This is a genomic window from Shewanella psychropiezotolerans (assembly GCF_007197555.1).
Taxonomy (GTDB): domain Bacteria; phylum Pseudomonadota; class Gammaproteobacteria; order Enterobacterales; family Shewanellaceae; genus Shewanella; species Shewanella psychropiezotolerans.
In genome coordinates, this window is record NZ_CP041614.1 from 3,030,000 (window position 1) to 3,053,056 (window position 23,057).

Here is a 23,057-nt window from a genome sequence, read left to right on the forward strand (position 1 = left end):
GTGATGCTAAGCTGGCTTTTTATTTGATATGTGAATTTTCCCTATGGCTTTAAGCTTCGCCAAAAACAGTTTCCTTCAGCCACTATACTGATGGCCGTTCGATGGTATGTTGCTTATAAGCTGAGTTACCGCGATATCGAAGAGTTACTGGCAGAACGTGGTGTTAACGTTGACCATGCGACACTCCATCGCTGGGTGTTGGAATATGCTCCTTTGCTGGAAGCTGTGTTTCGTCACGGCAAGAAGCGCTCAGTGTCTGGCTCGTGGCGAATGGATGAAACGTATATCAAAGTTAAAGGCCTTTGGTTTTACCTGTACCGAGCCGTCGATAAATACGGCGACACTATCGATTTTATGTTAAGTGAAAAGCGAGATGAAGCTGCCGCCAGAGACTTCTTTAACAAAGCTATCGGGCAGCATGGTTTGCCTGAGAAGGTTGTGATTGATAAAAGTGGCAGTAACAGCGCGGCCCTGGATAACTTGAACTGGCAACTCTGGTTCGCCGGTATGGCCGCTTATATAATCGAGGTGCTGCAGGTTAAATACCTCAATAACATGTAGAGCAAAGCCACCGAGCGGTGAAGTGGAAGATGCGTACCGCCCTTGGGTTCAAATCGATGGCTGGGACTGAAGCCACGATAGCCGGTGTAGAGTTGTGGCAAATGCTTCGCAAAGGTCAAATGGAGGATGCTGGTGAAATGATGCTATGGGGGCAATTTTATTCTTTAGCGGTTTAACCGTGTCTGGAGGATATTGCGATCACTTCCTTTCCCGAAGATGCGACAGAAGCCTTTTATCTAATGATTTCAACTCTACTTCAGTATTGTTTAATTGAACCTTTACCATGATCGACCCCGCTTATTTCCTTATTAATCAAATGAACAACTGAGGAGAAACCCCAAATCTATTTGATAATGCTTGATCTGTTCAAGAGAGAGGTTTCTTTTACTATTCAAAATCATAGACACCATACTTTTCCCGCCAATTTCATTTTGAAAATCAGTAGTATTGAGTTTATGTTGATCCATCAAAACCCTTAAAACAGAAATCCACTACCTAATGATTCAATTTTTGCATTGAACTCTGAAAACTCTTCTGACTCGTCTTCCCATCTCTCTATAGAAAGAAAAAGCACTTCAATTAATGGCTTTTGCTCATCATAGTCTTCAATTAATTCATCCATTAACTCCAATGCTGATTCGTAGTCTTTCTCATTATGAATATGAGTAATGAAATCTGCGCTTGAAAACAGTGATTTGGCTTGTTCTTTCAGTTTAGCTATGTTCATAATTAAGTCCTCTACGAATACTTCTTACAAATTTGGTCATAATCAGCATGAGAGCAAATATGCTTCACATACATTCGATTATCTTTAAACTCAATAAAAGCAATCAGTCTCAAGTTGTTACCGCCTATATCAATTACCCACCATTTATCTTCGTACTTAAAGTTATCTAATGTTGCAAAAAATTTTCTTACTACAGCTGACATCTTGGTTGTGGGAAGTAAAGTCGACTTTTGACAAGTATGCAGTTGTCTTCTGAAAATGACATTTTCTGCGCCACTGATGCCACAATAGTTTTATTGCTGTCTAACTTGACTTTAAGGTAGGGCTGAAGTGGGGTTTCACTCAGTACAACGCCGCAGATCTCACCGACTCCAATACGAAAAATGACATAAGTTTTACCTTGTCGCTCTACAGATATATCTGGAGGGAATTGCAATTTAGGGGCTTTATTCATGAGAAAGATTCAAGTTTTAGTCTAACGAGCACGCGCTTGAGCAAACTTAGCTCGGCGTTGATAATTATCTTCATCGTAAAGAGTTAAACATTTAATCACATCTCCCGCCTCTAATTCAGCCTTGTACTTAATGAAGAACAAGGCTGACGTCATCATCTGCAGCCGAAAGGTGACTTTATCAGCCGCATTGGTATTGAGTCCCCAAGGGTGTCGCTTCAATGCTTGAGCACGTATAATTGTCGCGTATTTACGCTGGCCTTCGGTGCTGCCTTTTAATGCTTTCATCGATGTTTTACCCTAATCCGCTTTTACTTCCGTTGTTTTACTGCACCCAGCCGCGTTTTGCAATAGCCTAGGCCTAATCAAATCACTCATCAAATAATCGATAGTCTGATGAATATGAATAAACATTATTTTGTTATCGACTCTATAAGAGTTTCAACAATAATTCTATACCATCAATTGGTTATGGTTTGTTTATTGTCATGTTCTACCGTTCTTGTGTTTAGAGGCAAAGAGAATAAAGACAAAAGACGCATAATGTTATTTTTATAAGGTTATAATACCATTTAGCTACCCTAACCGGGGCAATATTATGACTAAAACTACGCTCGAAGCTCAGCGCTTCACGATCAATCATGAAGCCAGTAAAGTACGTAAGTCTCCTAAACCTAAGACGGAAGGAGAACGAAAAATAAATAAGACCAGACGCAGCATCGAAGAGCGTCTTGAGCAAAAACAGTTAATGCATGAGTTAGGGCTGACAGAAGAAGATATCAGCATTCTCTGATTGATTAAACCTACCCATATGGCCAACCTTGTGGAGAGCCTAAAGAATAATGATTTTTGACCTTTCCTGTCATGCTCATCTTTCTGCTGGATAGTATTTACCATGAGCTCACTAGCAATAGAAAACTCGCTGGATCCATAAAACAAACTCTCTTCGGGTTGTTATCGACGCTGATGCAAACTCGACAATATCTTGACCTTCAAACTTACCCGTCACAAATAATCGCCCAATTTCAACTAACCAGTAGTTATCGCCATTAACCACTTTGAGTTGACCATCTACGACACTCGAAGAAAAATCACTGTCTTTCAATACATTCCCTTAAAATAATATTACTGAGCCGTAGACTATAACACGTCTATATTTACCAGCATGTCCCTGAACACTTTGAGTGACATGCCCAAATGCACAGATCTGACATCTTTATGAGTAATGGACGCCCGTCGACTCGCTACTGTCTCACATTGAATAAAGCGATCTCGCTTCTCTTTTGTTGAAAACGCAAAAAGCAGACCGTTAATATTCTGCTCTCCAGTGACTGGATTGGGCTCTCCTACACTTTGAACGCGGCCTTGAGGATATTCAAAGGCATAATAAACACTCATGTTGCCTTTCACTCTAAAGCCCTGCTAACTCACCGTCACCAGACCTCGGTATTGGATGCAATAAGATATGAGCTTGCTGCTTATCTTCATTCATCTGCTGCATCTCAGCGCTAAATAACTCGGTCAGATCAATTGCTTCTACAAGCCCATCGATCTTATCCGATTCTAAAAACAGCGACACCGGCGCAACTTGCTCACCAGCATCATTGAATCCGTTATCAATGTGATCTCGCAACAGATAGATAAGACCTGGCATCCTTCTTTCTGTTTCATTGACGACCCGGCTATCCAGCCCTTGTTCATACCTTAAGATCTCAAGCAGGCTAAATAACCTTTGTGCACCTGAGGCATTTTGTTCGACTTGATGGGCTAAGCCTTTTACATCAATCAATTGAGCTTCTAAATCTCCCTTTGCACTTCGACCAGTAGCCAGCAATCTCCGTAATTCACTTTTGACTCGTCGATAACGGTTGTCCTTAAGCATCGGTTTCAAGTGACGTACCAATATCTCATTACGCTTATGAACCGGCACAATCCGAGAAGTTTCTGCAACGGTGATGTACAGGTGCAGCAGCGAGTTATCAACCAGGCGCTTCATTACGTTCTGGTAAGGGAGTTCATTCAAACAAATACCTACAGCTGTGGAATAAAAATGGATTCGATTTTATCATTTTATAACTCTATTTATCCTTATCAAGGCCCGAATGTGAGCATTCCCCGTGATTATTTAAGGCAATAAAATCATGAATATGCAGGCGGTCACCATTTACTGTTCATTCAACGGGTCATCACTTTGCAGATGGATGTTTTTAAAATCGATTTTTTGACTACAGCCTAGTGATAGCATAGGTTACAGAGGAGCGTGGTGACAAACCGTTCTTTTAGTCAAGCAGGCCTTTTCTGCTTAAGCTGACAAATATTTACTGCAGCGCCTTCATTTTTGTGACTTATCATCACTCAGCGCTGAGAATATTCTATCGGTGTGGTGTTGTTTTGGTTAACCTGCGACAAATGGCGACTGCATTCATATATCCCTAGCTGACACACAGGCAGTAAGTGACGACGTCCTCTGTGATCATCAGGGATGATCTGGTCTTCGATACAAAAAGGGCAGCTGACCTTAAATGGTAAATAGGTATAAATACGTTGTTCTGAGGAGCCAAAAAACTTCATTACACTTGTGGCAATAAAGTTTAAGAACATGCTCAAACATGAAGACCTCTGAATGGATTCAGTAGCTTACTGTCCTTATATAAAACAAAAACTGCATAATGAACTACAGTTAAATAGCCTTTGGGGGGAGAATAACGTTGCTATACCCGATTATAGTCACGCTCTTCCTAAAGGTTCTGTGTTCCCGTCTTACTCGCAATGTCGCTGTTTAGGAACACAGGAAGGAAGAAGTATAACTAGATTAAGAAATCGCTTAGTTCAAAACCTTCGTCCAGTTCTTTCTTAAATACTGTTGGCATACGGCCTTGGCCTGTCCAGGTGATGGTTTCACCACCCACTTCAATCTTATACTTCGCTGGACGAGGCTCACGTTTTTTCTTTGGCGCCTTAACAGCGTCCAAGTCTTCCGTGTTTAGTCCAAGTTCTGCCATCTGTTTACGGATAGCATCAATTTGTGCGTTACGCTCAGCGTTCATCTCTAAATCAGCCGCTTCTTGTGCCTCGCGGTCATCGATGAGTGCGTTGAGTTTATCCTGGAATAACTTTAGGTCTTCAATAGGAAGATCTATTACTGCCGCTTTAAACTTACGGCCATGAGTGAGTGTTGCTAAAAAATCTGACATTGATATAGGTTCTTTGAGGTTGGTGAAAACATCCATTTAATCGAGCGACTGCTACTAGGCACTGGATTGTTGCCTAGGCTCCTTGGAGGCTTAGTATATCTAGATATAACCCTTGTAGGTCAAGTTATTTTGATGGTTTCTCTGTTGGGCTCACATACTCGAATAAATTGATGTACGACTCGTTGGTGTTGAACTGACTCTGGAAATACCATCAAAGAAGAAATAAGACCATTTAACCAGTCATATTGTTTGTGTATATTAAAAGACCTATAATAAGCACTCTTAAATGGTTTCTAGGTGCGAGATTATGCAAACAGTCAGACCAATATTAGCGGACAACTCTACGAGTATCTCAGAGTTAAAAAAGAACCCTATGGCTGTCATCGAACAGGGGGTGGCTTTCCCGTGGCGGTACTAAATCGTAACCAACCGGTATTTTACTGTGTTCCAGCGGTCGCCTATGAGCTGATGATGGACAAACTTGAAGACCTAGAGCTTGCTCAACTGGTACAGGAACGTAAAAATCAGCCAGAAATAGAGGTCAGTATTGATGACCTATAGGCTGGTTTTTAAACAAGATGCACAAAAAGAATGGAAAAATCTGGATTCAACGATTAAGCATCAGTTCAAAAAAAACTGATAGAGCGACTTGAACAACCAAGAGTTGAATCTGCTCGATTAAGCGGAATGAAAGACTGCTACAAGATAAAACTGAGGAGCGCTGGTTACCGCTTAGTTTATGAAGTCAGGGATCGTGATATTGTTGTGTCGGTCGTTGCAGTGGGTAAGCGAGATCGAAATCAGGTTTATAAAATTGCTGTTAAAAGAATTTAGTAGGGGTGATAAAAATGGTGAAACACAAGTCGGGTCAAAATGGATCGAAGTCTTTCAAGTTCGATAACACCTGGGGCGATGGTTTTGCCCATCAAGTCCTGGTTAACTTTAGCTCGGCGGGAAAGGCATCATTTATTATCTGTGGTGTTCACTATGATTGTAATGCATCAGATATCAAGATGATGATTGATCAATCCATTGGCGATCCGGAACTAGAGAATGCTTGGTTTTCAATTTCAACAGATAACTTTAGCACTAGGGTGTCGTTTGACACGTATTTAGCGCTGGTTGTTTTCCCAGAGTTCGCATGCACTGAGGTGATTAAACCAAATTGTGAATACTGTGACAGTCTTATTGAGCACCCTTATGATTCAATCGTAAGAGATAATGATGAGATGATTTTCTGCTCTGAACTTTGTATGCAGCGATTTAATGATGTAGCACCGTGAGTTTACGCTTAGACTTTCCCTTAATCATGTCACATATGATTAAGGTGGGGTTGTGAGGTTTTCTTCTACGCAAAAAGATATCTTATTTGTACTGTACCAGCTCGAATTAAGAGATGTGGTCCAAGCTATCCCTGCTATTAACCTACTGGAAATGATAAATCAAAGTCGAGAGGTTGATGTTTTGGCCACAAACTTCAGGACTTCTTGCCATACTCTGCACCGTAATGGCTTTCTGAGTAAATACAGAAATACCTCGCTTCAACTGGCATTCTCCTTAACGGAACGAGGTCGTATGAAAGCGGCTGAATATTATGAGTAGCCTTAAGATAACTAAATGACATACCACGTAATTACTCCCTCATTGACAATCAAACTAATAAATAATTTATTTTCTTTTGATTGAACTATCCGCTTGCGTTTCCTTTAGCGTGATGAATTGACATTAGTCATTCATTTTTGTTTAGGGAGTTCCCCATGTTCAGAGGTTTATCCGTTGTAGAAGGCAATATAGGCCAGGCACCCAGTATTACGCATTTAGAAGGTAACGAGCGCAGTAGAGGTGAGCTTAGGCCCCTTACTTAAATTTACATTGAAGTATGATCGCTTAGTCAATGGCTCAAACAATGAAGGCTTAGTGGATAAAGGCGGGTATTGGGTATCCATTGATTATTGGAAGAAAGACGGGCCGCACCTGGCTAAATTACTGCAAAAAGGGATGCGGTTATTGATCATTGGTGAGCCACGTTGCGAGCCATGGATGAATGACCAACCAAGGTGTTATGGAGCTGGGTCACAGCATGACCGCTGAATCTATTTCAATTTTACCCCGTCGTATCGCCGCTATCACGCTAGAAGAAAAAGCGCCATACCAACAAGAACCGCAATCTCATGTTCAATCCCCTTCATATATGCCTGCGGGCAATCAAGCTTCGGTTGCGTGGTATCTCGCGTCTTATGGTGTGACCTCACACGATACGCTTGATCAGCTTGCTAAGGATTTAAGAGTTTATACAGATTGAGGTCGAATGTGGTGGGTAAGTGACGGTCAGCTTCAGTTCGAGCGCCTGCTTGATAAAGAAGAGAGTGAATTTGACTATTTTTAATCTCAGGGAGGGGACTACAGTATTGCATCAATCATTCACTGAGTAGAAGAATGACAGCATCCATTTTATCTGTTCCCGTTTGCTAAATGTGTGAATAATGGCAGAGGCACTGTCTTAGTGTGCCAACGATGGATGAGAATGATGACTGATGAATTTATGCTGTACCAGAAAGTCGACCTGTTAAATGGACTATTTCTTCACCTAGAAACTGAGATTAAAAAGGATGTGTGTAATGCAATTTTAGCGGATGTACTCATGGTACATAAGCAGTTGTATTTCACCACAGGTGTTATGCTTGAGGTCCTTGATGAGCGAGGGACTACACGAGGTCGATAGCGTTAGGATAGAGGGCTGAATGACTCGTCAGTGGATCACCTGTTGGGTCTTATGCATGAATCATCGGAGAATGATCACGCCCTAAATTATGAGCGCTAGGCTGAATCTGCGTATACAGAGATCCAAAGCAAAGCTCCCAGCGTCTTGCGCGCTTTAAAAGAGTAGAAAGGGAGGCAGCTTAGACCTAGCGGCACATTGGTCGTCATGCGCATCGCTCACCTAAACGCTGACCTTGTAGCTCACACCCCACGGCAAGGCGGGCCAGTTTTACCGCACTGAGCAGGTGAGGGTACTTTTTATAATCTCTGTGGGAAAGTGGTGTTGTCACTGAGTACCCTGTAAGCGTGTGATAACCCATAATCACAGTGGGTGCCGAGTCTTGACACGCCACATAGTTTTTTGAAATATGTTTTGCGGTTTTCTGTCGGGCTTGTTGTTGCAAAAACTGATTGAGTTCAGTGACGCCACAATCAAACCTTTTGCGATGATGTTGCTGGGTAATAGCTTCAACGGTGAGGGACATTCACTGTATCCCTGTAATGCTGTGCAGCTTTAACTAGCTTATTGTTTGCTTTGGGTGGGTTCTCCAACGCGGCAAACAAGGCATCTGCATCTGCCATCGACAGATGTAATGTTTCGGTTCGTTCAATCACACTACGTGCTCTATCCATTGCCGATTCAATAAGGAACTGAGAGAGTGTCGCTCCGGAATGATCCGCAGCCCGCTGGATCATTTCTTGTATCTATGTCGAAGTTCGTGCAACCAAACGGACGTCTTTACGTGCTGCATTAATAGCCATCATTAACCTACGCTTTTAATGTAAGTTTATCTGGTGTCATTGTGGCATACAAATATGATTTTTGTACAATCTGTACGCCAGAATGACACACACTTTCAAAACAATGATGTTGGGTGTCAGTCATCATGTATCGTTTTTGATAGGTGTGAATTGCACCTATCACAGCGATGTGAATTTGATCGGTATGTGGCAGGGAACTGACGTTTGATTGATCTAGTGATCGTTGCTCTTGGTACTGCGAACACTTTAGTTAAGTCACCCATTGAGTATTCCTTTGTTGTATACAGATTACATCACTCTGCTTGAAGTGAAAAAAATAGCTGAACGACTAATCTAACATTGACCTGTTTCACGCATTCCACCTCACTCTTTTTGTTGCTGGTTAGCAAGTTTGGGCTGCTTCCCTTTAGCAGGGGGCTATTGCCATTCCTTCGCGGGTTCGCATCCGTATTCAGTCAACGTTAAATCCTGCGACAGCCATAAGAATATTGAAGAACATCTTTCCATCGGGTCGCTAGGATCATAAACACATTGTCACGCTATGCTCTCGTAAGTTCACAACTGGCCTGGTAGAGCGTCGATAACCTGATCCATCAAAACACCAAGCCAGAGCACTTCCAGTCACTTCGACGCTTAAGTGTGCGTAAGCCTGCTTCAATCCTTCGCTCGTCATTTATCAGCCGTTGTTATCTCATTTTTGCCTTCGCTCTGACTTCTGATCTGTCTCATCGCATAACCCGTCAGGCAAGGGAGGCTTCGCCGCTGCGCGCCCTTGTCAGTCTGAACATGCGTTGAGCTCAGGAAGACAGGCGAACACAAAAGACGATACCGAAAACCACTGGAGATAATGCAATGACAAGCTCACTTCCTACACAGACAACTCCCACTAAAACCCTCATCGAGACTGCTCGTTACAAGATACAAGCAGGCTCCTCCCAATCCGATATCTTCAGAAAGCAACAGACTTTCATGCAGCGTTATCGTGAATATTATCAACTAATGCTACTCGGGCGCTTTGGCTCTGTGCGCCCGTCACACAATGCCATCGCAGTGTCACGTTATGGGCTGCCATTAGTCCTGTCATTTGAGCGTTACGATAGCCTTATTCATCGCTTACAAGGTTGTAATGTCCATCAGCGTATTAACTTCCGTCAACATGCGGCTAATACTCTGCCTGATTGGCCACAGCAAAGCGCCCGGCTCAATAAAATGTGGAGCACATGGTCATGATTAAGCATGACAGCCAAGAGTGTCAGTCTCAACGGGGATCAGTAGTAAATCTGAGTAGGTGCCAAAAGGTGCAGAATTCAGCTCAATGGTTTACGCGGGAAGACGACAAGATCAGAGAATTTAGCAAGAACAATAATGTTGCAACCGCCCGTAAGGGGCGGTGTTGTGGGTCACAAATCGGGAGTAATCCAAGACCGATTAAGCGAGAAAACGCGATGTTTACCAATGAAGAAAACACCATCCTTGTGCAAGCCGCTGCGATCATTGAATCGAAAATGCGTACGGCTTCAGCACTGTCTAGTGCAGATTTAGCACGTGCAGCTTGTGTTAACCGCTTGGTACACAAAGAGCATGAGGTATTTGCTATCTTGATGCTAGATAGCCAACACCGCTTAATTGAGTTTGTGGAGTTGTTCAGAGGGAGTATCGACAGCGCTTCCGTTTATCCACGTGAGGTGGTCAAATCAGTGCTTGAATATAACGCTGCTTCGGTCATTTTCGCACATAACCATCCTTCAGGTATCGCTGAGCCTAGCCAAGCGGACAGGCGCATCACTGAACGGGTATCACAGGCGTTAGCATTGATCGATGTCAATGTGCTCGATCATTTTGTGATCGGGGTAGGGGAAACGGTTTCCTTTGCTGAAAGAGGCTGGTTATAAGTCATTGTTGCGGTCATAGAGCTGGCCGCTAAAAAGTGCGTAGGGCTGCAATGCAGCCCATAAACGTAACACCAAAGCGGAGTTCATTTAATGAGTCAGACCCGTCCAGGATATGGCCGTGCTACTGCCGTAACCATTGAAGCTTTTCGAAATCGGCCGTGTTCGTTACCTAAAACACACCCTGATTATTTACCCCCGACGCCGGAAGAGGTTAAATCGTTGCGGAACTTGCTCGGTTTCCCGCAAGCCAGACTGGGGGATTTTTTGGGGAAATCTTACAATCTCAAAGGCTGTAAAGCCGCAAGACGCTGGGAAACGACGATTGAGAGTAAAGAGCATAACCCGATAGGTTACTGTGCTTGGCAGTTGATGTTGTTAGCGACGGGGGTGATATCCATTGATGAGCGGATCGAGTCCTCGCTTGGGTATAAAGACATATTGAATAGTCGGGATTAACCCAAGGGTTAACCGTGATGGCTTGTAATGCGATTTGTACCTTGCTCAATGATGATATTTGCATGAATCTGTGTGTTTTGGCACTGGACCCTAGCCAGTATTACACTGACATTCAGGGCGAATGGTGTTATGTGTTGCATCCGTCATTGGTGCATCCCATTGCCAAGGTATCGATGACAGACAAGGTTAAAATTGCTGAGTTAACGGCTTATATTTCAGACTTTAATAGAACAGAATAAGGAATATCAATGAATGTGTTTAAGGGCGTATTAGTCGGTGGACTCGTATTGATTAGCGGTAGTGTTGTGGCCGCTAATGAGTCTAACCAGTCGTTCAGTAAAGCAAAGAAAATGTTGGAACGACAGGTCTATCAAGATCACCGTGAAACGGTATATTGTGGCGCCAACTTTGATGCGAAGAAGAAAATAAGTCCTCCAGCAGGTTTCACTACCACCAAGCATGTTAAGCGTGCCAAAAAAGTTGAGTGGGAACATGTGGTACCGGCAGAAAATTTTGGTCGCGCATACAGTGAGTGGCGAGAGGGGCATGCACAATGTGTCGACAGTAAAGGGAAATCGTTTAAGGGCCGTAAGTGCGCCGAAAAATAAATGTTGATTATCGATACATGCAAGCCGATATGTTTAATCTGTTTCCGGCCATTGGAGCTGTGAATGCCATGCGCTCAAATTACAACTTCACCATGCTGCCAGGGGGGGTGAGTTCGGTTCTTGTCAGATGAAAATTGATAACCGTAAAGCGGAGCCACCCGTCGGTGCGCGAGGGCGTATTGCCAGGACTTACCTGTATATGGATAACACCTATCCTAAATACAGCATGAGCAAGCAGCAAAAGCAGCTCATGAATGCGTGGGATAAAACCTATCCGGTGAGTGCCTGGGAGTGTAAGCGAGTGAAGCGTATTGAGGCGCTGCAGAAGAGTAGGAACTCGATAACACAAAGCCGCTGTGAAGCAGCAGGTCTATGGAAAAAAGCCTAGGTGACTGACAAGTGAATATTCGTCGGTAATGTAAACGGACAAATTTAGCTGGTACGATAAAGGCCCTGGTGGCCTTTATTTTTGCATCTATGAAAAAACTGATCGTACTGACCGCACTCACTTCATTAAACGCGCATGCGTTTTGTTTTGATGAGGCTGGGAGCTATTATCATGTTAACGCCAAACTATTAAGCGCCATTGCTAATGTCGAAAGTGATTATCAATCACACGCCATTAATATTAATAGAAACTCACAAGGTAAAACGATCAGCACTGATTATGGATTGATGCAAATAAATTCACATTGGTTTTCTCGCTTAAGTCCGTTCGGTGTTAATAAAGACACCCTATTATCAGATGCGTGCTACAACGTTCATATTGGTGCCTGGGTGCTGTCTCAAAATTTTTCGACCCATGGTTATAACTGGAATAGTGTTGGTGCCTACAATGCTGGATTTAGTGCCAAGACCCTCACGCGACGATTGACTTATATTCGAAAAATAAAAGCCGCCCTGGCCACCCTCAATCCGTCTACATATTCCTTCCCAAAAATGTGATTTCAAACGCCAATCTGAAGGCTATCGGTTCACACTAAGCAAAAAAATCGCCTAAATTGTAATATGAGCCATCAGTCATTAGATGGTTAATTTTACGTCGAGAAGAGGACCACACCCCACGCAGAAATGACAGGTCATTTCAATGGCTGCTTGCAAGGTTAACTTACTGATTTATATTTAATTAAAGTTACAGCTGATCAGTAAGTAAATTTTTAAAAACCCGTTTGGAATCCCGGTAAAAGCGTACTGCACGTATATTGCTCGTCCAATACTATAGTATTAGATGGAGTTACGGCCGGGACTGGCGTTAAGCGTATTGCACGTATATTGCATTTTGAGGGTTATTGCAAGTTACTGTTTATTCATCATTTGTTGTTTTGGTGTCTTGCCTGTGCAATACTCAAAAAACGCGCGAAATACCGGTGTATTGCCCGATTCTCATTGTTATTTCGACGGTGCAATACATCTGTATTGGACGTTTGAGTGAAGGGAGTGTCTTGTGATGGCTAGAAATAAAGTGATCCAGGTGGCTTGTGCCCCTGAGTTGTATTCAAACGTGGTGGATTACAAAAAAAGCAAAAATCTGACCAGTGATGCGGAGGCAATGAGGGAGTTAACGTTGTTTGCGTTGCGCCTTTTAGCGCACTCAGATAATGATGATGGGCTATCAACGCGTGAGTTAATGGAGACCATTCTTACTTATGTGGTGAAGAACCAGTACACCTCAAGCCTGGTTCATTATCAGACTTTCAATGAGGGAGGCGTTGATTTGAATAAGGCGAGTGCCAAGCATAAAGAAGTGATCGAAAAAGCAGAGTATAAGATTTCGCAAATATTGAATGGAGATAAATAGGGCACAGTTGAGGGCTCTGTTGCAAAGATCGTCGATTCAGCTAAGCTCCTTTTTTGTTTTAGGCCTGCTATCTCATGAAACTTAAGTATCGACAATTTTCCTACGACATTATTATTTGTGCTGTAGGTTCTGATTAGTAACCAACAGTTACAATCATAGTCACAGCCACACACTTGTTAAGTTTCTTTCTAAGTCATCTATGGCTATATTTCAGTGATGGACTAAGCAATGGTCAAGCTCAGAAAAATATGATAGCTATGTCATTCTTTCAAAATAATTTACGGTTCCAGATAATATTCCCACTTTCGCTTATTATGGCGATTATGTTAGCGGTACTTAGTTTTTCTATTCCAATGGTGGTTGAAAGAAATGCTGAGCAACATGCATTACACACAGCACTTAACTCATTAAAACAACTGAAATTATTACGTGTTTATTACACCAAAAATATTGTTGAGAAAGTGCAAGCGTATGTCGTATTAGCACCGGTGATTAAGCACTTAAATGAGACTGATAAAATCCCTCTGCCAGCAACCATGATTCACGATTTAAGCCAGCTGTTTGATGAACATGGCAGTAAATTGAACTTATACAGCCCTTACCCTTTTCCTAACCGTCAACATATCGTACTTGACCCTTTTCAACAAAAAGCGTGGTTGGAACTTAATGAAAATCCAAGCAAAATAATTAGTGTCATCAATAAAGAAAATGATCATACGGTATTAAGAGTCGCGATTTCTGATCAAATGCAAGTTCAAACTTGTGTTGATTGTCATAATAATCACCCACTAACGCCTAAATCAGACTGGAAATTAGGTGATGTGCGCGGCGTATTAGAGATGAGCATAGATATTTCGTCTCAACTAGCCCTAGCAAATACGTTAAGTTTGTGGATAATTTCATGCATACTCATTGCGTGTACATTACTGGTTATCATCTTTTATTTTTTAACGGGAAAAATAACTGAACAAGTCAGTAATATCTCCCAAGGAATGATTGATCTTGGTAAAGGCAATTATGAGACAGAAATACCTCAATACTCTATCACCTTAGAAGCACATCAAATGTACACGGCATTTCAACTATTTAAAACTGCATTATTAGAACGTCAAGAACTTGAAAAAAAACAACAATTACAAATATTTGAAACAGAAAAAGTCAACTCATTGGGCAGAATGGTGGCCAGCATTGCTCATGATGTGAATACCCCCATAGGTATTAGTGTTACCGCAACCAGCTTTTTGCAAGATGAAATTGAAATATTAGCCAAGAAATTTGCCTCTGGGGAGTTAAATGAGGAGGATTTTGACTTTTTTTTAGAATCAAGTCGTAGTTCAATAACTATTTTAACTAGAAACTTATCTTCAGCGGCAGATCTTATTCGCAGTTTTAAACAAGTATCAGTCGATCAAATGAGTGAACAAGTGCGAGAGGTATTGCTATCTGAATACTTCAAAGAAGTGATTCACAGCATGTTGCCTAAAACTAAAAGAGCACAAGTAACGGTTGATTTAGACTGTATTGAAGGGCGCTCGTGCTTTATTTATCCGGGATTCCTATCTCAGGTGATAACTAACTTGATAGCCAACTCCATTATCCACGGCTTTGCTGAGCAAAATAATGGTACAATTACGCTTGCTGTATCAGCTCAAGAGAATGAAGTAAGCATACAATATAGTGATGATGGCATTGGTATTGCTGATGATATTCTGCCAAAGGTGATGGAGCCCTTTTTCACCACGAAAAGAGATGAAGGAGGCAGTGGGCTAGGATTCAGCATTATTCATAATATCGTCACTCAAAAGCTGAATGGCCATATCAAGCTCACCAGTGGTGTCGGTAAGGGACTAACGGTGGATATTTCTTTTCCCATTTTGAAGCAAGCAGCAAGCAGCTAATAGCTTTGATGGCTCTGTTGCAAAGATTACTCTTTCGGGGCGTACTTCTCAATAATCCCATCGATAACGCCACTACTATTTAGCTTACCTATCGCATTATTAAGCTCGGCTAAAGTGATTGGGGCCTTATTTGACAGTACACCATGAATATTGTGCTCACTTATCACCAAGGGGCTTAAAGCAATCGCGCTGTCTTGCTGCCTAGCAAGTTCGAACATCACTAATGTTCTTGAGCCTATAAAACCATCTATACGTTTGAGCTGTAATCTGGCGATATTCGATGGCATCTCCCTTACATCTGAGCGGTAAATCTGCTTCTGCTCAAAATATTGGGTTAAGGTCGGATAAATAAAGCCCCGTATTGTGCCGATCACTTTTCCGAAGAGTTCCTCTACTTCCTCTATGACTTTGGGAGACTCTTTCAAAACCCATAATCTATCTTGCTCCACAAAAAGTGGCAGACTCCAGCCATAAGCTTCATTGGGTGTTAGCCACTTAGGGTTTGAGATAGGTGTAAAATGAACCTCGCCACTGGTCAAGTATCGCTCTACTCTTTTTTGTGGTGTTTTAATGTAAGTAACATCGATATCAAGTTCATCAGCAATTTCATCAGAGATGTCTTTAATTATGCCAGCAACCAACTGATTACTTTCGGTTATTGCGTAGGGCTCAGCGTTATGAGAGCCATAGGTCACAATTAATGTGGGTTTTGATACCTCTTCTGCGATGGCGGCTTTTAGCAAAAATACCGACAAACAACAGATAGATAAAGCAGTAACAACCATCCAAGAAAACATACTGTACTTAACCATATTAAACTCCAAAGCTTGGAAAAGTTTCAACACTTAGCTAAGTATGGCTCTGTTGCACAGATTGATCCTACAGTATCTATGTTGATGAATGTGGTCTCAAAACTTATAACTTGTGAGACTCCCTTTGCTATAGCAAAAATAAGTATCAAAAGTCTTGGTTTTGCAGTTTTGACACTGCAGAGCGTCACTATCGATATTTGAGACTGATTTGAGTGAAAAATGGCCTTACTTGGATATGCCCGGGTTTCTACGAACCAACAAAAGCTAGATTTACAAATTCAAACCTTAAAAAAAGCCGGTGTCCGCAGCAATCGTATTTTTACGGACAAAATGACCGGATCGACAGATAAAAGAGAAGGGCTGCAAAAACTGCTTGCCCGAGCAGAAAGAGGCGATGTGATTATCTGTACGAAAATGGACTGAGTACCGAAGGCACCATGGGGAAGATGGTGATCCAAATCTTAGCCGCTGTGGCAGAAGCTGAGCGAGAGTGAATTTTAGAAAGAACCAATGACGGACGACAAGCAGCCATGGAGGCGGGGATCAAGTTTGGACGTAAGTCACATAAAGGGCGAGAGCTGGCTCAATCGATGATTAATCAAGAATGTTCATTACGAGAGGTAATGGAAAAGACTGAGATCTCACACGCTACTTACTTCAGACTCAAGAGGGCGCTAAGCACCTAAAGCGGTTCTGTCGCATCTTCGGGAAAAGTCGCTACCACATTCACTCAGCCACACTATTTGATCCCAAGTGTGGTAAGCATATTCTATTTAACCACTCGGTGACTCTGTTCCTGAGGCATTTCACTTCGCTAATATAAGCGACCATAACGGCGAACCAGAGTTTCCTGCTCAAGTTATTCTGGGCCGCACTGCTACTCTCGCTTTTACCTATGACCACTTTATCTGTGCTCGATATTTTTATTAAAGAGGTCTCGGGCGGCTGCTTCATCCCATTTTGAACTTGTAGAGTGGAATAAAACTACCAAGATTGAATCTTTCCACAGTTTCATGGCGTGGATAGCGTTCGGTGGGACAGTGATTAAAAGTGGTGATCCTGCAGAGCAATCAAAGCGGATGAAATACATGGATGTCGTGACAAATGCCATAATGCTTCAAAATGTGGCCGATCTGACAGAAGTATTACATACGATGTCTAAAGATGGGTTTACTATCACAACAGAGTTGGTGAGCAGTCTAAGTCCATATATTCGAGGGCATATATTGCGATTCGGTCAGTGGGCTTTGAATATGGAAGATCCGCCTTCACCTTTAGAGCCTAAACCAGTCCCTGTAAGTGTTTGAGGCCATGTGGTCAAGGACATGTGACAACAAATTACACGTATACTGAACATACCCCTAAAACAAAAGAGGAGCTTAGTTGATTCGACGATCTTACAGCAAACGCCTCAAAAACATCATTAAATTCAATCAATAACGTTAACACCACTGGTCTATTAAACTAAACCTAAAGCGCAAGAAATTTTCTTGCGCTTTAGGTTTAGTTTATTTAATGAGAGCCTTGTTCTTGACTTCGATGGTAAGTATAAGGGATCTGACGGGCAGCATAATCTCGGCCAGTTAACGAGTTCAAACAACAAAATGCTTAATCGAAGATAAAAATCAGCCAGTAAAAACAGTTAAGAACCAAGAGCTCGTCGTACAGAATTGTTTATTGGTCTGCGTAAATATCAGAGAGCCTGAGTTCGCTACTCAATGAGAGCTCGTACATAAGTACGCATTAATTCTTCGATTCATAACTATTTGTTGTTGACAGTTGGGGAGTCCACATAGGTTCTTAGGAGAGCGGCACTTGGTAACAAGTGCCGCTTATCCGACAAAAGTGAGTTTGACCACTGGTGATCAGCCTTGTGATCAGTCAGCATGTATCAAGTCATGTATCAAGTCATGTATGAGAAAATTGCGTTACCTATAGAAAAACATATACTGTAATGACAATTGTAATGACAGAGGTATTTATGGGAACAATTAATATTAGGGTTGATGATGGACTTAAAGCTCGTTCTTATGCTGCTTTAGAGAAGCTGGGTGTCACGCCTTCTGAATTGTTACGTCAAACACTTGAGTATGTTGCTCAAAGAGGGGCGCTCCCTTTTAAGCCTGTACTGTTAACTGATGAGGATGAAGCTTTGATCTCATTAGCTAAAGCTCGACTTGCAGAACCTTTACCTGGAGTAAAGGTTTCTTTGGATGATTTATGAATTAGAGTTTGATCCTCGTGCCCTGAAAGAGTGGCGAAAACTAGGTAATACGGTTCGCAAGCAGTTTAAGAATAAGCTAACGGAAGTTTTAAAGCATCCGCACATAGAGGCTAATCGTTTAAGAGAGCTACCCTGCTGTTATAAAATTAAACTGCGTAGTGCTTGGATATCGATTAATCTACTAGGTTCAAGATGAAAAGGTCACCGTGTTTGTTATTGCTCTTGGTAAAAGAGAAAGTGATCGCGTTTATAAAGTAGCAAACAAGCGGGCTTAAAACTTGATAAAGTTACATTACCAACTGATTGAAAATTAAGCCCTCGTGTTGTGCCGGTTCACAAGCGTAATGAAATCTTAGTGCGTCACTTGAAACCGATGCTTAAGGACAGTCGTTATCGTCGGATCAAAAGCGAGTTACGCAGGTTGCTGTCTACAGGCAGAAGTGCGAAGGGGGATTTAGAAGCAAAATTGGTTGACGTGCGGGACTTAGCCCTGCGCGTTGAACAAAATGCTACAGAGGCTCAAAAGTTATTTGAATTGCTTGAATTGCTTGAAATACTGAGGTACAAGCTGGGGCTGGATAGTCGATTTGTGAATGAAACCGAGAGAAGGATCCCTGGATTTATTTATATGCTGGAAGAACATGTCGAGCATGGCTTTAACCAGGCTGGTGAGTAAGTATCACCAATATCCTTATTTTTAGAGTCTGATGAAGGTCAGTGGGCTTGTAGGGGCTATTGAGCAGACGGGGTTGTTTAGGGCAGAGATACAACAGATGAGTGAAGATAAGCTTCAAGGGCATATCTTGCTTCATCCAGTAAATGCTTCGGTCATTGGTTAATTATTGAGATAACGTTATTCTGTAATGTTTCCAACTATATTGTTGAGAGGCATGAATAGCTTTATCAAGCGATTGAGCTTCTTGGAGGCTGAGTCCTTTTGATATCAATGTCAGTATGGCTTGAGGTAATTCGGTGGTCTCTGCCGTGTTTAATTTTTCGTTTACTACTTCAACTAACATAAAATATTCCCTGAGTTTGTTTATTGTAGCCTAAATTCACCTTTGTTTTGATGGTGAGATCTAACTAGGAGTCTTGGGCTGATTTGAATTAATCATTTCACTATGGTCTGACTCCAAGTGTAGAAATTTACAGTGTAAAAGTGATTTTCTATGATAATGAAATTTAAACAAACAGAAGATCTAAAGGCTTCTGCTCATCCAGAGACTAAAGAGGTTGTCAGGTGGCTGTGGATGATTGATGTAGCTGATAGCTATATAGTTCAGAGATTCGGACAAAAAATGGTCGATACTTACTTTGAGTCGAGGGATGCCGCTGAAGAATTTATTAATGATAGTTCTCGATAGGGGATTGTCCGTTTGGCATAAAGTTTTCAGCGAGATGATAGTGTAAATACAATACCTTCGCGTCAGATACCCTGTACGAAAGTGATGTACTAATCACAGGCTGTGTACGAATTGAACTGAGTCGCCTTTGTTTATCTCTCAAGCGTAGGCTAAATAGGGTATGCCCTAGTGGCACAATACTTAAAGATGGTTTCGCTTAAATCGTTCGATTCGTATATAATGAACGAATCAATCAAAGTTAGAGGTCGGATGATTATGCAAGCACTCTCAGCCAATGAGGCAAAAACTCACTTCGGTAACATGTTAATGAAAGCCCAACGATCACCCATTCAAATTAACAAAAATGGTAAGCCCGTTGCCGTTGTTATTTCGGTAGACGAATATAATAGTATAGAAACTTTAAAATTACGCTTATTGCAATTTAGAGCAGCAAAAGCAATTAACGATATTGATAATGGAAATACAGTGGATGGGGACCAATTTTTTAATGAGTTAGAGTCGGGGGAACACGATTAGATGGTTGCTTATAAACTCACTATCGATGCCCGAGCAGAACTAATTGAGATCCGTCGCTACACATTAAATCAATGGGGGAGCGAGCAATCAAAAAAGTACCTCGCTGAGTTACGTCAAACCATAAAAGTATTGTCAGAAACACCAACGATGGGTAAACAACGTCATGATGTTGGTACTAATGTGTATAGCTTCCCTTATGTCAGTCACGTGATTTACTATATTTATGAAAAGCAATCGTTAGTCGTATTTGCCATTCTGCATAAAAATATGTTGCCTCATTTGCACCTCGATGATCGAAATACGATATAATTTTAGAATGTTATACCTTGATTGCCCCCATTTATGGGGTTGGTGCAAATAAGGGTTCTGTGGCATCTTCGGGAAATGAAGTGATCGCAGTATCCTCCAGACACGGTTAAGCCGCTAAAGAATAGAATTGCTCCCATAGCCTCATTTCACCAGCATCCTCCATTTGACCTTTTCGAAGCATTTGCCATAACTCGACACCGGCTATCGTGGCTTCAGCCCCTGCCAACGATTTGAATTCAAGGGCGGTACGCATCTTCCACTTCACCGCTCGGTGACTCTGCTCTACGATATTATTGAGGTATTTCACTTGAAGCACTTCGATAATATAAGCGGCCATACCAGCGAACCAAAGTTGCCAATTCAAGTTATCCAGGGCCGCGCTGTTACTGCCACTTTTATCAATGACCACTTTCCATGCTGCCCGACAGCGTTGTTAAAGAAGTCTCTTGCTGCAGCTTCATTCCGCTTTTCACTCAACATGAAATCGATAGTATCACCGTATTTATCGACGGCTCGGTACAGGTAAAACCAACTATCTTTAATTTTGATATACGTTTCATCCATTCGCCACGAGCCAGTCACTCTTCGATATCGCGGTAACTCAACTTATAAGCAATATACCATCGAACGGCCATCAGGATTGTGGCTGAAGGAAACTTGAATGGCTCGGGAAATAGCAATAACAGAGCATGATGACGGGTCGGCAACTATTCAATTTAAGCCTGATTTTATCGAATATAATTTTGATAGTTGTAACGATGCTCTGGCAGCTCTTAGCATGCTGCCAGAGACTGAAACCAAATAGAGGAAACTGAGTCATGAATGTGAAAGTAACCGAGAATAAGTACAATGAAGTATTAGATAACAAGATATTCTCAAGCTCAGACAGTGTAAATGTTATCCAATGTACAGAACCGAATTGCTCACAGCCACCGGTGTGGGTTGAATTTAACGAGCCTCAATTCAGCTGCACCGGAAAATAAAGGGCACCACTATTAAGTGTACCAGGTTTTTTACTGTCAAAAAGCTAAGTTCTGCTAAAGGAGAATAGAGGAAACATGAGCAGTGAGAGGTATGAAAAAAGACTTAGTTAATGACTTTATCGATCAGAAAAGACGTTTAGGGTCCTTACCCGATGGTGCGACAATTCAGCAGCATGTAGAGCGTGAACAGCAAGTATTAAAGTTGGCTGAAAAGTTACTAATTGCACACCCAGAATTGCTTGAGCCTGATGGTTGTGGCCTGCCGTCACATACCTAAACCAAACTTGCAGGGTTTAATGATTTAGATATGAACAATCAGCTCAAAGTTCGGTTAAATAAACTGGACAGATTGAGTACGTCTTTTCAAAAAGATGAATGAAGGAAACTGAACACATGGCAGTGATAACAAAGAAAAATGAGAAAATATCTAGTGTAGTTATTGAGTTAGGTGCTTCTTATACAGCAGAAAATTTTGTGGTGTAATTTAAAGAAATATTCCCTAAAGATTGGGGTAAAGTAGGGCGTGAATATGCAAAGTATGAAAGGAAAACTAAACCAGATAAAACACATCCAATGTCTGAGCCTGTCCAGTATCTAATTAACGCTTTCAGTGTTTGACAAAAATCTAACTTAGGTAAATGAGACATGTATTTCCTAATCACTATGCATAACCCGCCAAGTTTTTTCACTACCCATTGTCAGCAGGTAAGTCCTGTTTTGAACTATGTTCACTCTCTAACAAAAACGTGCATAGAAAACGGTAAAGTTCATACTTTTGAATTGAGTTCAAATAGTCACTTAAGTAGCGATGGCGATTGGATGGTTGAATGTCCAAGATCCGCACTGGAACAACTCAGAAAGCAAGATATTCATCCATTTAAAACAAAGAAAGAAGCAAAAGACTTTGCAGTATTAAAACAGCTTCGTTCTTACCGTTACTTGAAGGTTTAGACCGCTAAATGAGGAACAGATCACGATTAATACTTTCCCGTATTGTGCTGTTACGACTCGTTCGGTTAAATAAGAGCACATCCAAGCCCAGCAAGATCACAATGGTGAAGTCATTCAAAATGGCTCTGTCGCACAGATCGTCGTTTCAACTACGCCCCTCTTTATGTTTTAAACCGATTTCCTCATGGCACTCTTTCAGTACCGACCAATTTCCTATTACATGATCAATTGAGCAATTAGCGGGTTTTGCCGCTTTTCATACCCTTTAAGTGACACGTATGCTTCTCAAATGTTGTTTTTATGTTGTTTTTATGTTGTTTTCCTCCTTTCTTTGACTCCGATGGCCGCAATAATGACCCTGCTTTAACTGGGGGAGTGACGATCAATGTCGGCGCATGGCCCAGATTTTTTAGTCGTTTCGTTAATCATGAGAACAGTGAATGGAAGTCACGCACGCTAGCCAAACGCCTGAAAAGGGGAGTTTCAACTCCCGAGATTATACCTTCATTGAAAAAATCGGCGAAGGCGGATTCAGTCAAGTCTACAAAGCCATACAACACAACACCCAAAAGTACGTTGCGATTAAATTTCTGATCCTGTGCGGTGATGCCAATCAAGATAAAAATCGCCGCCATATCGCCCATGTGTATGGTGAAGCGGGGATCGGAAAATCGCGCTTGATACTTGAGCTCCTCGAAAGACTGCCCGCCCGCCGATACTGCGTGGCTCAATGTTTGCCAGAACATCAAAATAATACCCTGTATCCCATTCTCAATTTACTCAAACACCAA

General features: G+C 41.8%; 34 protein-coding genes and 5 pseudogenes. 25 read left to right on the top strand and 14 right to left on the bottom strand.

Annotated elements, in window-relative coordinates; genetic code table 11:
- Positions 1 to 90 precede the first annotated feature (90 nt).
- Positions 91 to 737, top strand: a protein-coding gene (locus FM037_RS13370) for an IS6 family transposase (protein ID WP_221937502.1) whose coding sequence is annotated in 2 segments (ribosomal slippage) — positions 91 to 556 and positions 556 to 737 — 648 coding nt in all. Because the reading frame shifts where the segments join, the coding sequence is not laid out codon by codon here.
- Positions 738 to 1,036: 299 nt separating this feature from the next.
- On the opposite strand, the gene FM037_RS28815 is transcribed toward FM037_RS13370, so the two are convergent.
- The 4 genes from FM037_RS28815 to FM037_RS13390 are packed head-to-tail and all read right to left on the bottom strand — an operon-like array spanning position 1,037 to position 2,027.
- Complete coding sequence (locus FM037_RS28815; RefSeq protein ID WP_221937503.1) at positions 1,037 to 1,288, bottom strand: hypothetical protein; 252 nt, start codon at positions 1,286 to 1,288, stop codon at positions 1,037 to 1,039.
- An 11-nt stretch (positions 1,289 to 1,299) separates the two neighbouring features.
- Positions 1,300 to 1,491 (bottom strand): type II toxin-antitoxin system HigB family toxin, encoded by a 192-nt coding sequence (locus tag FM037_RS13380; RefSeq protein ID WP_144046415.1) that lies wholly within the window; start codon positions 1,489 to 1,491, stop codon positions 1,300 to 1,302.
- On the bottom strand, positions 1,479 to 1,742 hold the full coding sequence (locus tag FM037_RS13385) for a hypothetical protein (RefSeq protein ID WP_144046416.1): 264 nt from the start codon (positions 1,740 to 1,742) through the stop codon (positions 1,479 to 1,481). The genes FM037_RS13380 and FM037_RS13385 overlap by 13 nt, the downstream gene beginning before the upstream one ends.
- Positions 1,743 to 1,763: 21 nt before the next feature.
- Positions 1,764 to 2,027 (bottom strand): hypothetical protein, encoded by a 264-nt coding sequence (locus FM037_RS13390; RefSeq protein WP_144046417.1) that lies wholly within the window; start codon positions 2,025 to 2,027, stop codon positions 1,764 to 1,766.
- 310 nt (positions 2,028 to 2,337) lie between these two features.
- Between FM037_RS13390 and FM037_RS13395 the strand changes: the two genes are divergently transcribed.
- Positions 2,338 to 2,532 (top strand): hypothetical protein, encoded by a 195-nt coding sequence (locus FM037_RS13395; protein WP_144046418.1) that lies wholly within the window; start codon positions 2,338 to 2,340, stop codon positions 2,530 to 2,532.
- A gap of 111 nt (positions 2,533 to 2,643) precedes the next feature.
- Here FM037_RS13395 and FM037_RS13400 read toward each other — a convergent pair whose 3' ends face one another.
- The 4 genes from FM037_RS13400 to FM037_RS13415 all read right to left on the bottom strand — a co-directional run bounded on the left by FM037_RS13400 (position 2,644) and on the right by FM037_RS13415 (position 4,933).
- Positions 2,644 to 2,844, bottom strand: coding sequence for a hypothetical protein (locus tag FM037_RS13400; RefSeq protein ID WP_144046419.1), 201 nt, complete (start codon positions 2,842 to 2,844; stop codon positions 2,644 to 2,646).
- 35 nt (positions 2,845 to 2,879) lie between these two features.
- Positions 2,880 to 3,149, bottom strand: coding sequence for a hypothetical protein (locus FM037_RS13405; protein ID WP_144046420.1), 270 nt, complete (start codon positions 3,147 to 3,149; stop codon positions 2,880 to 2,882).
- 1 nt (position 3,150) lies between these two features.
- On the bottom strand, positions 3,151 to 3,762 hold the full coding sequence (locus FM037_RS13410) for a DUF2913 family protein (RefSeq protein ID WP_229381185.1): 612 nt from the start codon (positions 3,760 to 3,762) through the stop codon (positions 3,151 to 3,153).
- A gap of 784 nt (positions 3,763 to 4,546) precedes the next feature.
- Entirely contained in the window at positions 4,547 to 4,933 is a 387-nt protein-coding gene (locus FM037_RS13415; RefSeq protein ID WP_144046421.1) for an H-NS histone family protein, read from the bottom strand.
- Positions 4,934 to 5,240: 307 nt separating this feature from the next.
- Here FM037_RS13415 and FM037_RS13420 point away from each other — a divergent pair.
- From FM037_RS13420 to FM037_RS13445, 5 genes and pseudogenes are all read left to right on the top strand, one after another.
- A pseudogene (locus tag FM037_RS13420) lies at positions 5,241 to 5,494 on the top strand (type II toxin-antitoxin system Phd/YefM family antitoxin).
- Positions 5,484 to 5,767: pseudogene (locus FM037_RS13425) on the top strand (type II toxin-antitoxin system RelE family toxin). Before FM037_RS13420 ends, FM037_RS13425 begins: the two co-directional pseudogenes overlap by 11 nt.
- Before the next feature lie 14 nt (positions 5,768 to 5,781).
- Positions 5,782 to 6,216, top strand: coding sequence for a hypothetical protein (locus FM037_RS13430; protein ID WP_144046422.1), 435 nt, complete (start codon positions 5,782 to 5,784; stop codon positions 6,214 to 6,216).
- A gap of 761 nt (positions 6,217 to 6,977) precedes the next feature.
- On the top strand, positions 6,978 to 7,235 hold the full coding sequence (locus FM037_RS29455; RefSeq protein WP_229381186.1) for a single stranded DNA-binding domain-containing protein: 258 nt from the start codon (positions 6,978 to 6,980) through the stop codon (positions 7,233 to 7,235).
- 222 nt (positions 7,236 to 7,457) lie between these two features.
- On the top strand, positions 7,458 to 7,655 hold the full coding sequence (locus FM037_RS13445) for a hypothetical protein (RefSeq protein WP_144046424.1): 198 nt from the start codon (positions 7,458 to 7,460) through the stop codon (positions 7,653 to 7,655).
- Between the two features lie 202 nt (positions 7,656 to 7,857).
- Here FM037_RS13445 and FM037_RS13450 read toward each other — a convergent pair whose 3' ends face one another.
- A complete protein-coding gene (locus tag FM037_RS13450) occupies positions 7,858 to 8,178 on the bottom strand; it encodes a hypothetical protein (RefSeq protein WP_185977026.1) in 321 nt (106 codons plus the stop codon).
- Entirely contained in the window at positions 8,162 to 8,389 is a 228-nt protein-coding gene (locus tag FM037_RS13455; protein ID WP_221937504.1) for a type II toxin-antitoxin system TacA family antitoxin, read from the bottom strand. The genes FM037_RS13450 and FM037_RS13455 overlap by 17 nt, the downstream gene beginning before the upstream one ends.
- 918 nt (positions 8,390 to 9,307) lie before the next feature.
- On the opposite strand from FM037_RS13455, the gene FM037_RS13460 reads away from it, so the two are divergent.
- From FM037_RS13460 to FM037_RS13495, 8 genes and pseudogenes are all read left to right on the top strand, one after another.
- Positions 9,308 to 9,685, top strand: coding sequence for a hypothetical protein (locus FM037_RS13460; RefSeq protein WP_144046425.1), 378 nt, complete (start codon positions 9,308 to 9,310; stop codon positions 9,683 to 9,685).
- Between the two features lie 245 nt (positions 9,686 to 9,930).
- A pseudogene (radC, locus tag FM037_RS13465) lies at positions 9,931 to 10,347 on the top strand (RadC family protein); the annotation flags it as partial.
- A gap of 219 nt (positions 10,348 to 10,566) precedes the next feature.
- Positions 10,567 to 10,803: a hypothetical protein gene (locus FM037_RS28820; RefSeq protein ID WP_221937505.1), complete on the top strand. Its 237-nt coding sequence runs from the start codon at positions 10,567 to 10,569 to the stop codon at positions 10,801 to 10,803.
- A 14-nt stretch (positions 10,804 to 10,817) separates the two neighbouring features.
- Entirely contained in the window at positions 10,818 to 11,042 is a 225-nt protein-coding gene (locus FM037_RS13475; protein WP_144046427.1) for a hypothetical protein, read from the top strand.
- A gap of 9 nt (positions 11,043 to 11,051) precedes the next feature.
- Positions 11,052 to 11,799 (top strand): annotated as a pseudogene (locus tag FM037_RS13480) (endonuclease).
- Between the two features lie 68 nt (positions 11,800 to 11,867).
- Positions 11,868 to 12,356 carry a lytic transglycosylase domain-containing protein gene (locus FM037_RS13485; protein WP_221937506.1) on the top strand — a complete coding sequence of 163 codons (489 nt, stop codon included), beginning with the start codon at positions 11,868 to 11,870 and terminating at the stop codon, positions 12,354 to 12,356.
- Between the two features lie 502 nt (positions 12,357 to 12,858).
- Positions 12,859 to 13,209 carry a hypothetical protein gene (locus FM037_RS13490; protein WP_144046428.1) on the top strand — a complete coding sequence of 117 codons (351 nt, stop codon included), beginning with the start codon at positions 12,859 to 12,861 and terminating at the stop codon, positions 13,207 to 13,209.
- A 323-nt stretch (positions 13,210 to 13,532) separates the two neighbouring features.
- Entirely contained in the window at positions 13,533 to 15,107 is a 1,575-nt protein-coding gene (locus tag FM037_RS13495) for an ATP-binding protein (protein ID WP_185977027.1), read from the top strand.
- Positions 15,108 to 15,133: 26 nt separating this feature from the next.
- On the opposite strand, the gene FM037_RS13500 is transcribed toward FM037_RS13495, so the two are convergent.
- Complete coding sequence (locus FM037_RS13500) at positions 15,134 to 15,919, bottom strand: substrate-binding periplasmic protein (protein WP_144046430.1); 786 nt, start codon at positions 15,917 to 15,919, stop codon at positions 15,134 to 15,136.
- Between the two features lie 219 nt (positions 15,920 to 16,138).
- Here FM037_RS13500 and FM037_RS30425 point away from each other — a divergent pair, with 219 nt between their 5' ends.
- The 5 genes from FM037_RS30425 (at position 16,139) to FM037_RS13525 (ending at position 18,819) form a co-directional block, all read left to right on the top strand.
- On the top strand, positions 16,139 to 16,342 hold the full coding sequence (locus tag FM037_RS30425; RefSeq protein WP_407695643.1) for a recombinase family protein: 204 nt from the start codon (positions 16,139 to 16,141) through the stop codon (positions 16,340 to 16,342).
- A gap of 569 nt (positions 16,343 to 16,911) precedes the next feature.
- Positions 16,912 to 17,226 (top strand): Tn3 family transposase, encoded by a 315-nt coding sequence (locus tag FM037_RS13510; protein ID WP_267874894.1) that lies wholly within the window; start codon positions 16,912 to 16,914, stop codon positions 17,224 to 17,226.
- Positions 17,227 to 17,885: 659 nt separating this feature from the next.
- On the top strand, positions 17,886 to 18,143 hold the full coding sequence (locus FM037_RS13515; RefSeq protein WP_324617128.1) for a type II toxin-antitoxin system RelB/DinJ family antitoxin: 258 nt from the start codon (positions 17,886 to 17,888) through the stop codon (positions 18,141 to 18,143).
- Positions 18,133 to 18,339 carry a type II toxin-antitoxin system RelE family toxin gene (locus tag FM037_RS13520; RefSeq protein WP_456114958.1) on the top strand — a complete coding sequence of 69 codons (207 nt, stop codon included), beginning with the start codon at positions 18,133 to 18,135 and terminating at the stop codon, positions 18,337 to 18,339. The genes FM037_RS13515 and FM037_RS13520 overlap by 11 nt, the downstream gene beginning before the upstream one ends.
- 129 nt (positions 18,340 to 18,468) lie before the next feature.
- On the top strand, positions 18,469 to 18,819 hold the full coding sequence (locus FM037_RS13525; RefSeq protein WP_267874881.1) for a DUF2913 family protein: 351 nt from the start codon (positions 18,469 to 18,471) through the stop codon (positions 18,817 to 18,819).
- Positions 18,820 to 18,982: 163 nt separating this feature from the next.
- Here FM037_RS13525 and FM037_RS13530 read toward each other — a convergent pair whose 3' ends face one another.
- Positions 18,983 to 19,162, bottom strand: coding sequence for a hypothetical protein (locus FM037_RS13530; protein ID WP_144046433.1), 180 nt, complete (start codon positions 19,160 to 19,162; stop codon positions 18,983 to 18,985).
- Between the two features lie 600 nt (positions 19,163 to 19,762).
- Here FM037_RS13530 and FM037_RS13535 point away from each other — a divergent pair.
- Positions 19,763 to 20,023 carry a type II toxin-antitoxin system Phd/YefM family antitoxin gene (locus FM037_RS13535; RefSeq protein WP_144046434.1) on the top strand — a complete coding sequence of 87 codons (261 nt, stop codon included), beginning with the start codon at positions 19,763 to 19,765 and terminating at the stop codon, positions 20,021 to 20,023.
- On the top strand, positions 20,024 to 20,332 hold the full coding sequence (locus tag FM037_RS13540; protein ID WP_144046435.1) for a type II toxin-antitoxin system RelE/ParE family toxin: 309 nt from the start codon (positions 20,024 to 20,026) through the stop codon (positions 20,330 to 20,332).
- A 106-nt stretch (positions 20,333 to 20,438) separates the two neighbouring features.
- Here FM037_RS13540 and FM037_RS13545 read toward each other — a convergent pair.
- Positions 20,439 to 20,967: pseudogene (locus FM037_RS13545) on the bottom strand (IS6 family transposase).
- Between the two features lie 26 nt (positions 20,968 to 20,993).
- Here FM037_RS13545 and FM037_RS28550 point away from each other — a divergent pair.
- The 3 genes from FM037_RS28550 (at position 20,994) to FM037_RS13560 (ending at position 22,266) form a co-directional block, all read left to right on the top strand.
- Positions 20,994 to 21,137, top strand: a complete 144-nt coding sequence (locus FM037_RS28550; protein WP_185977028.1) for a hypothetical protein — start codon at positions 20,994 to 20,996, stop codon at positions 21,135 to 21,137.
- 269 nt (positions 21,138 to 21,406) lie between these two features.
- The gene (locus tag FM037_RS13550; protein ID WP_144046436.1) at positions 21,407 to 21,592 is read left to right on the top strand and encodes a hypothetical protein; all 186 of its coding nucleotides are present in this window, start codon (positions 21,407 to 21,409) and stop codon (positions 21,590 to 21,592) included.
- A 368-nt stretch (positions 21,593 to 21,960) separates the two neighbouring features.
- Positions 21,961 to 22,266, top strand: coding sequence for a hypothetical protein (locus FM037_RS13560; protein WP_144046437.1), 306 nt, complete (start codon positions 21,961 to 21,963; stop codon positions 22,264 to 22,266).
- A gap of 425 nt (positions 22,267 to 22,691) precedes the next feature.
- Here FM037_RS13560 and FM037_RS28555 read toward each other — a convergent pair whose 3' ends face one another.
- The gene (locus tag FM037_RS28555; protein WP_185977029.1) at positions 22,692 to 23,012 is read right to left on the bottom strand and encodes a hypothetical protein; all 321 of its coding nucleotides are present in this window, start codon (positions 23,010 to 23,012) and stop codon (positions 22,692 to 22,694) included.
- Positions 23,013 to 23,057 lie beyond the last annotated feature (45 nt).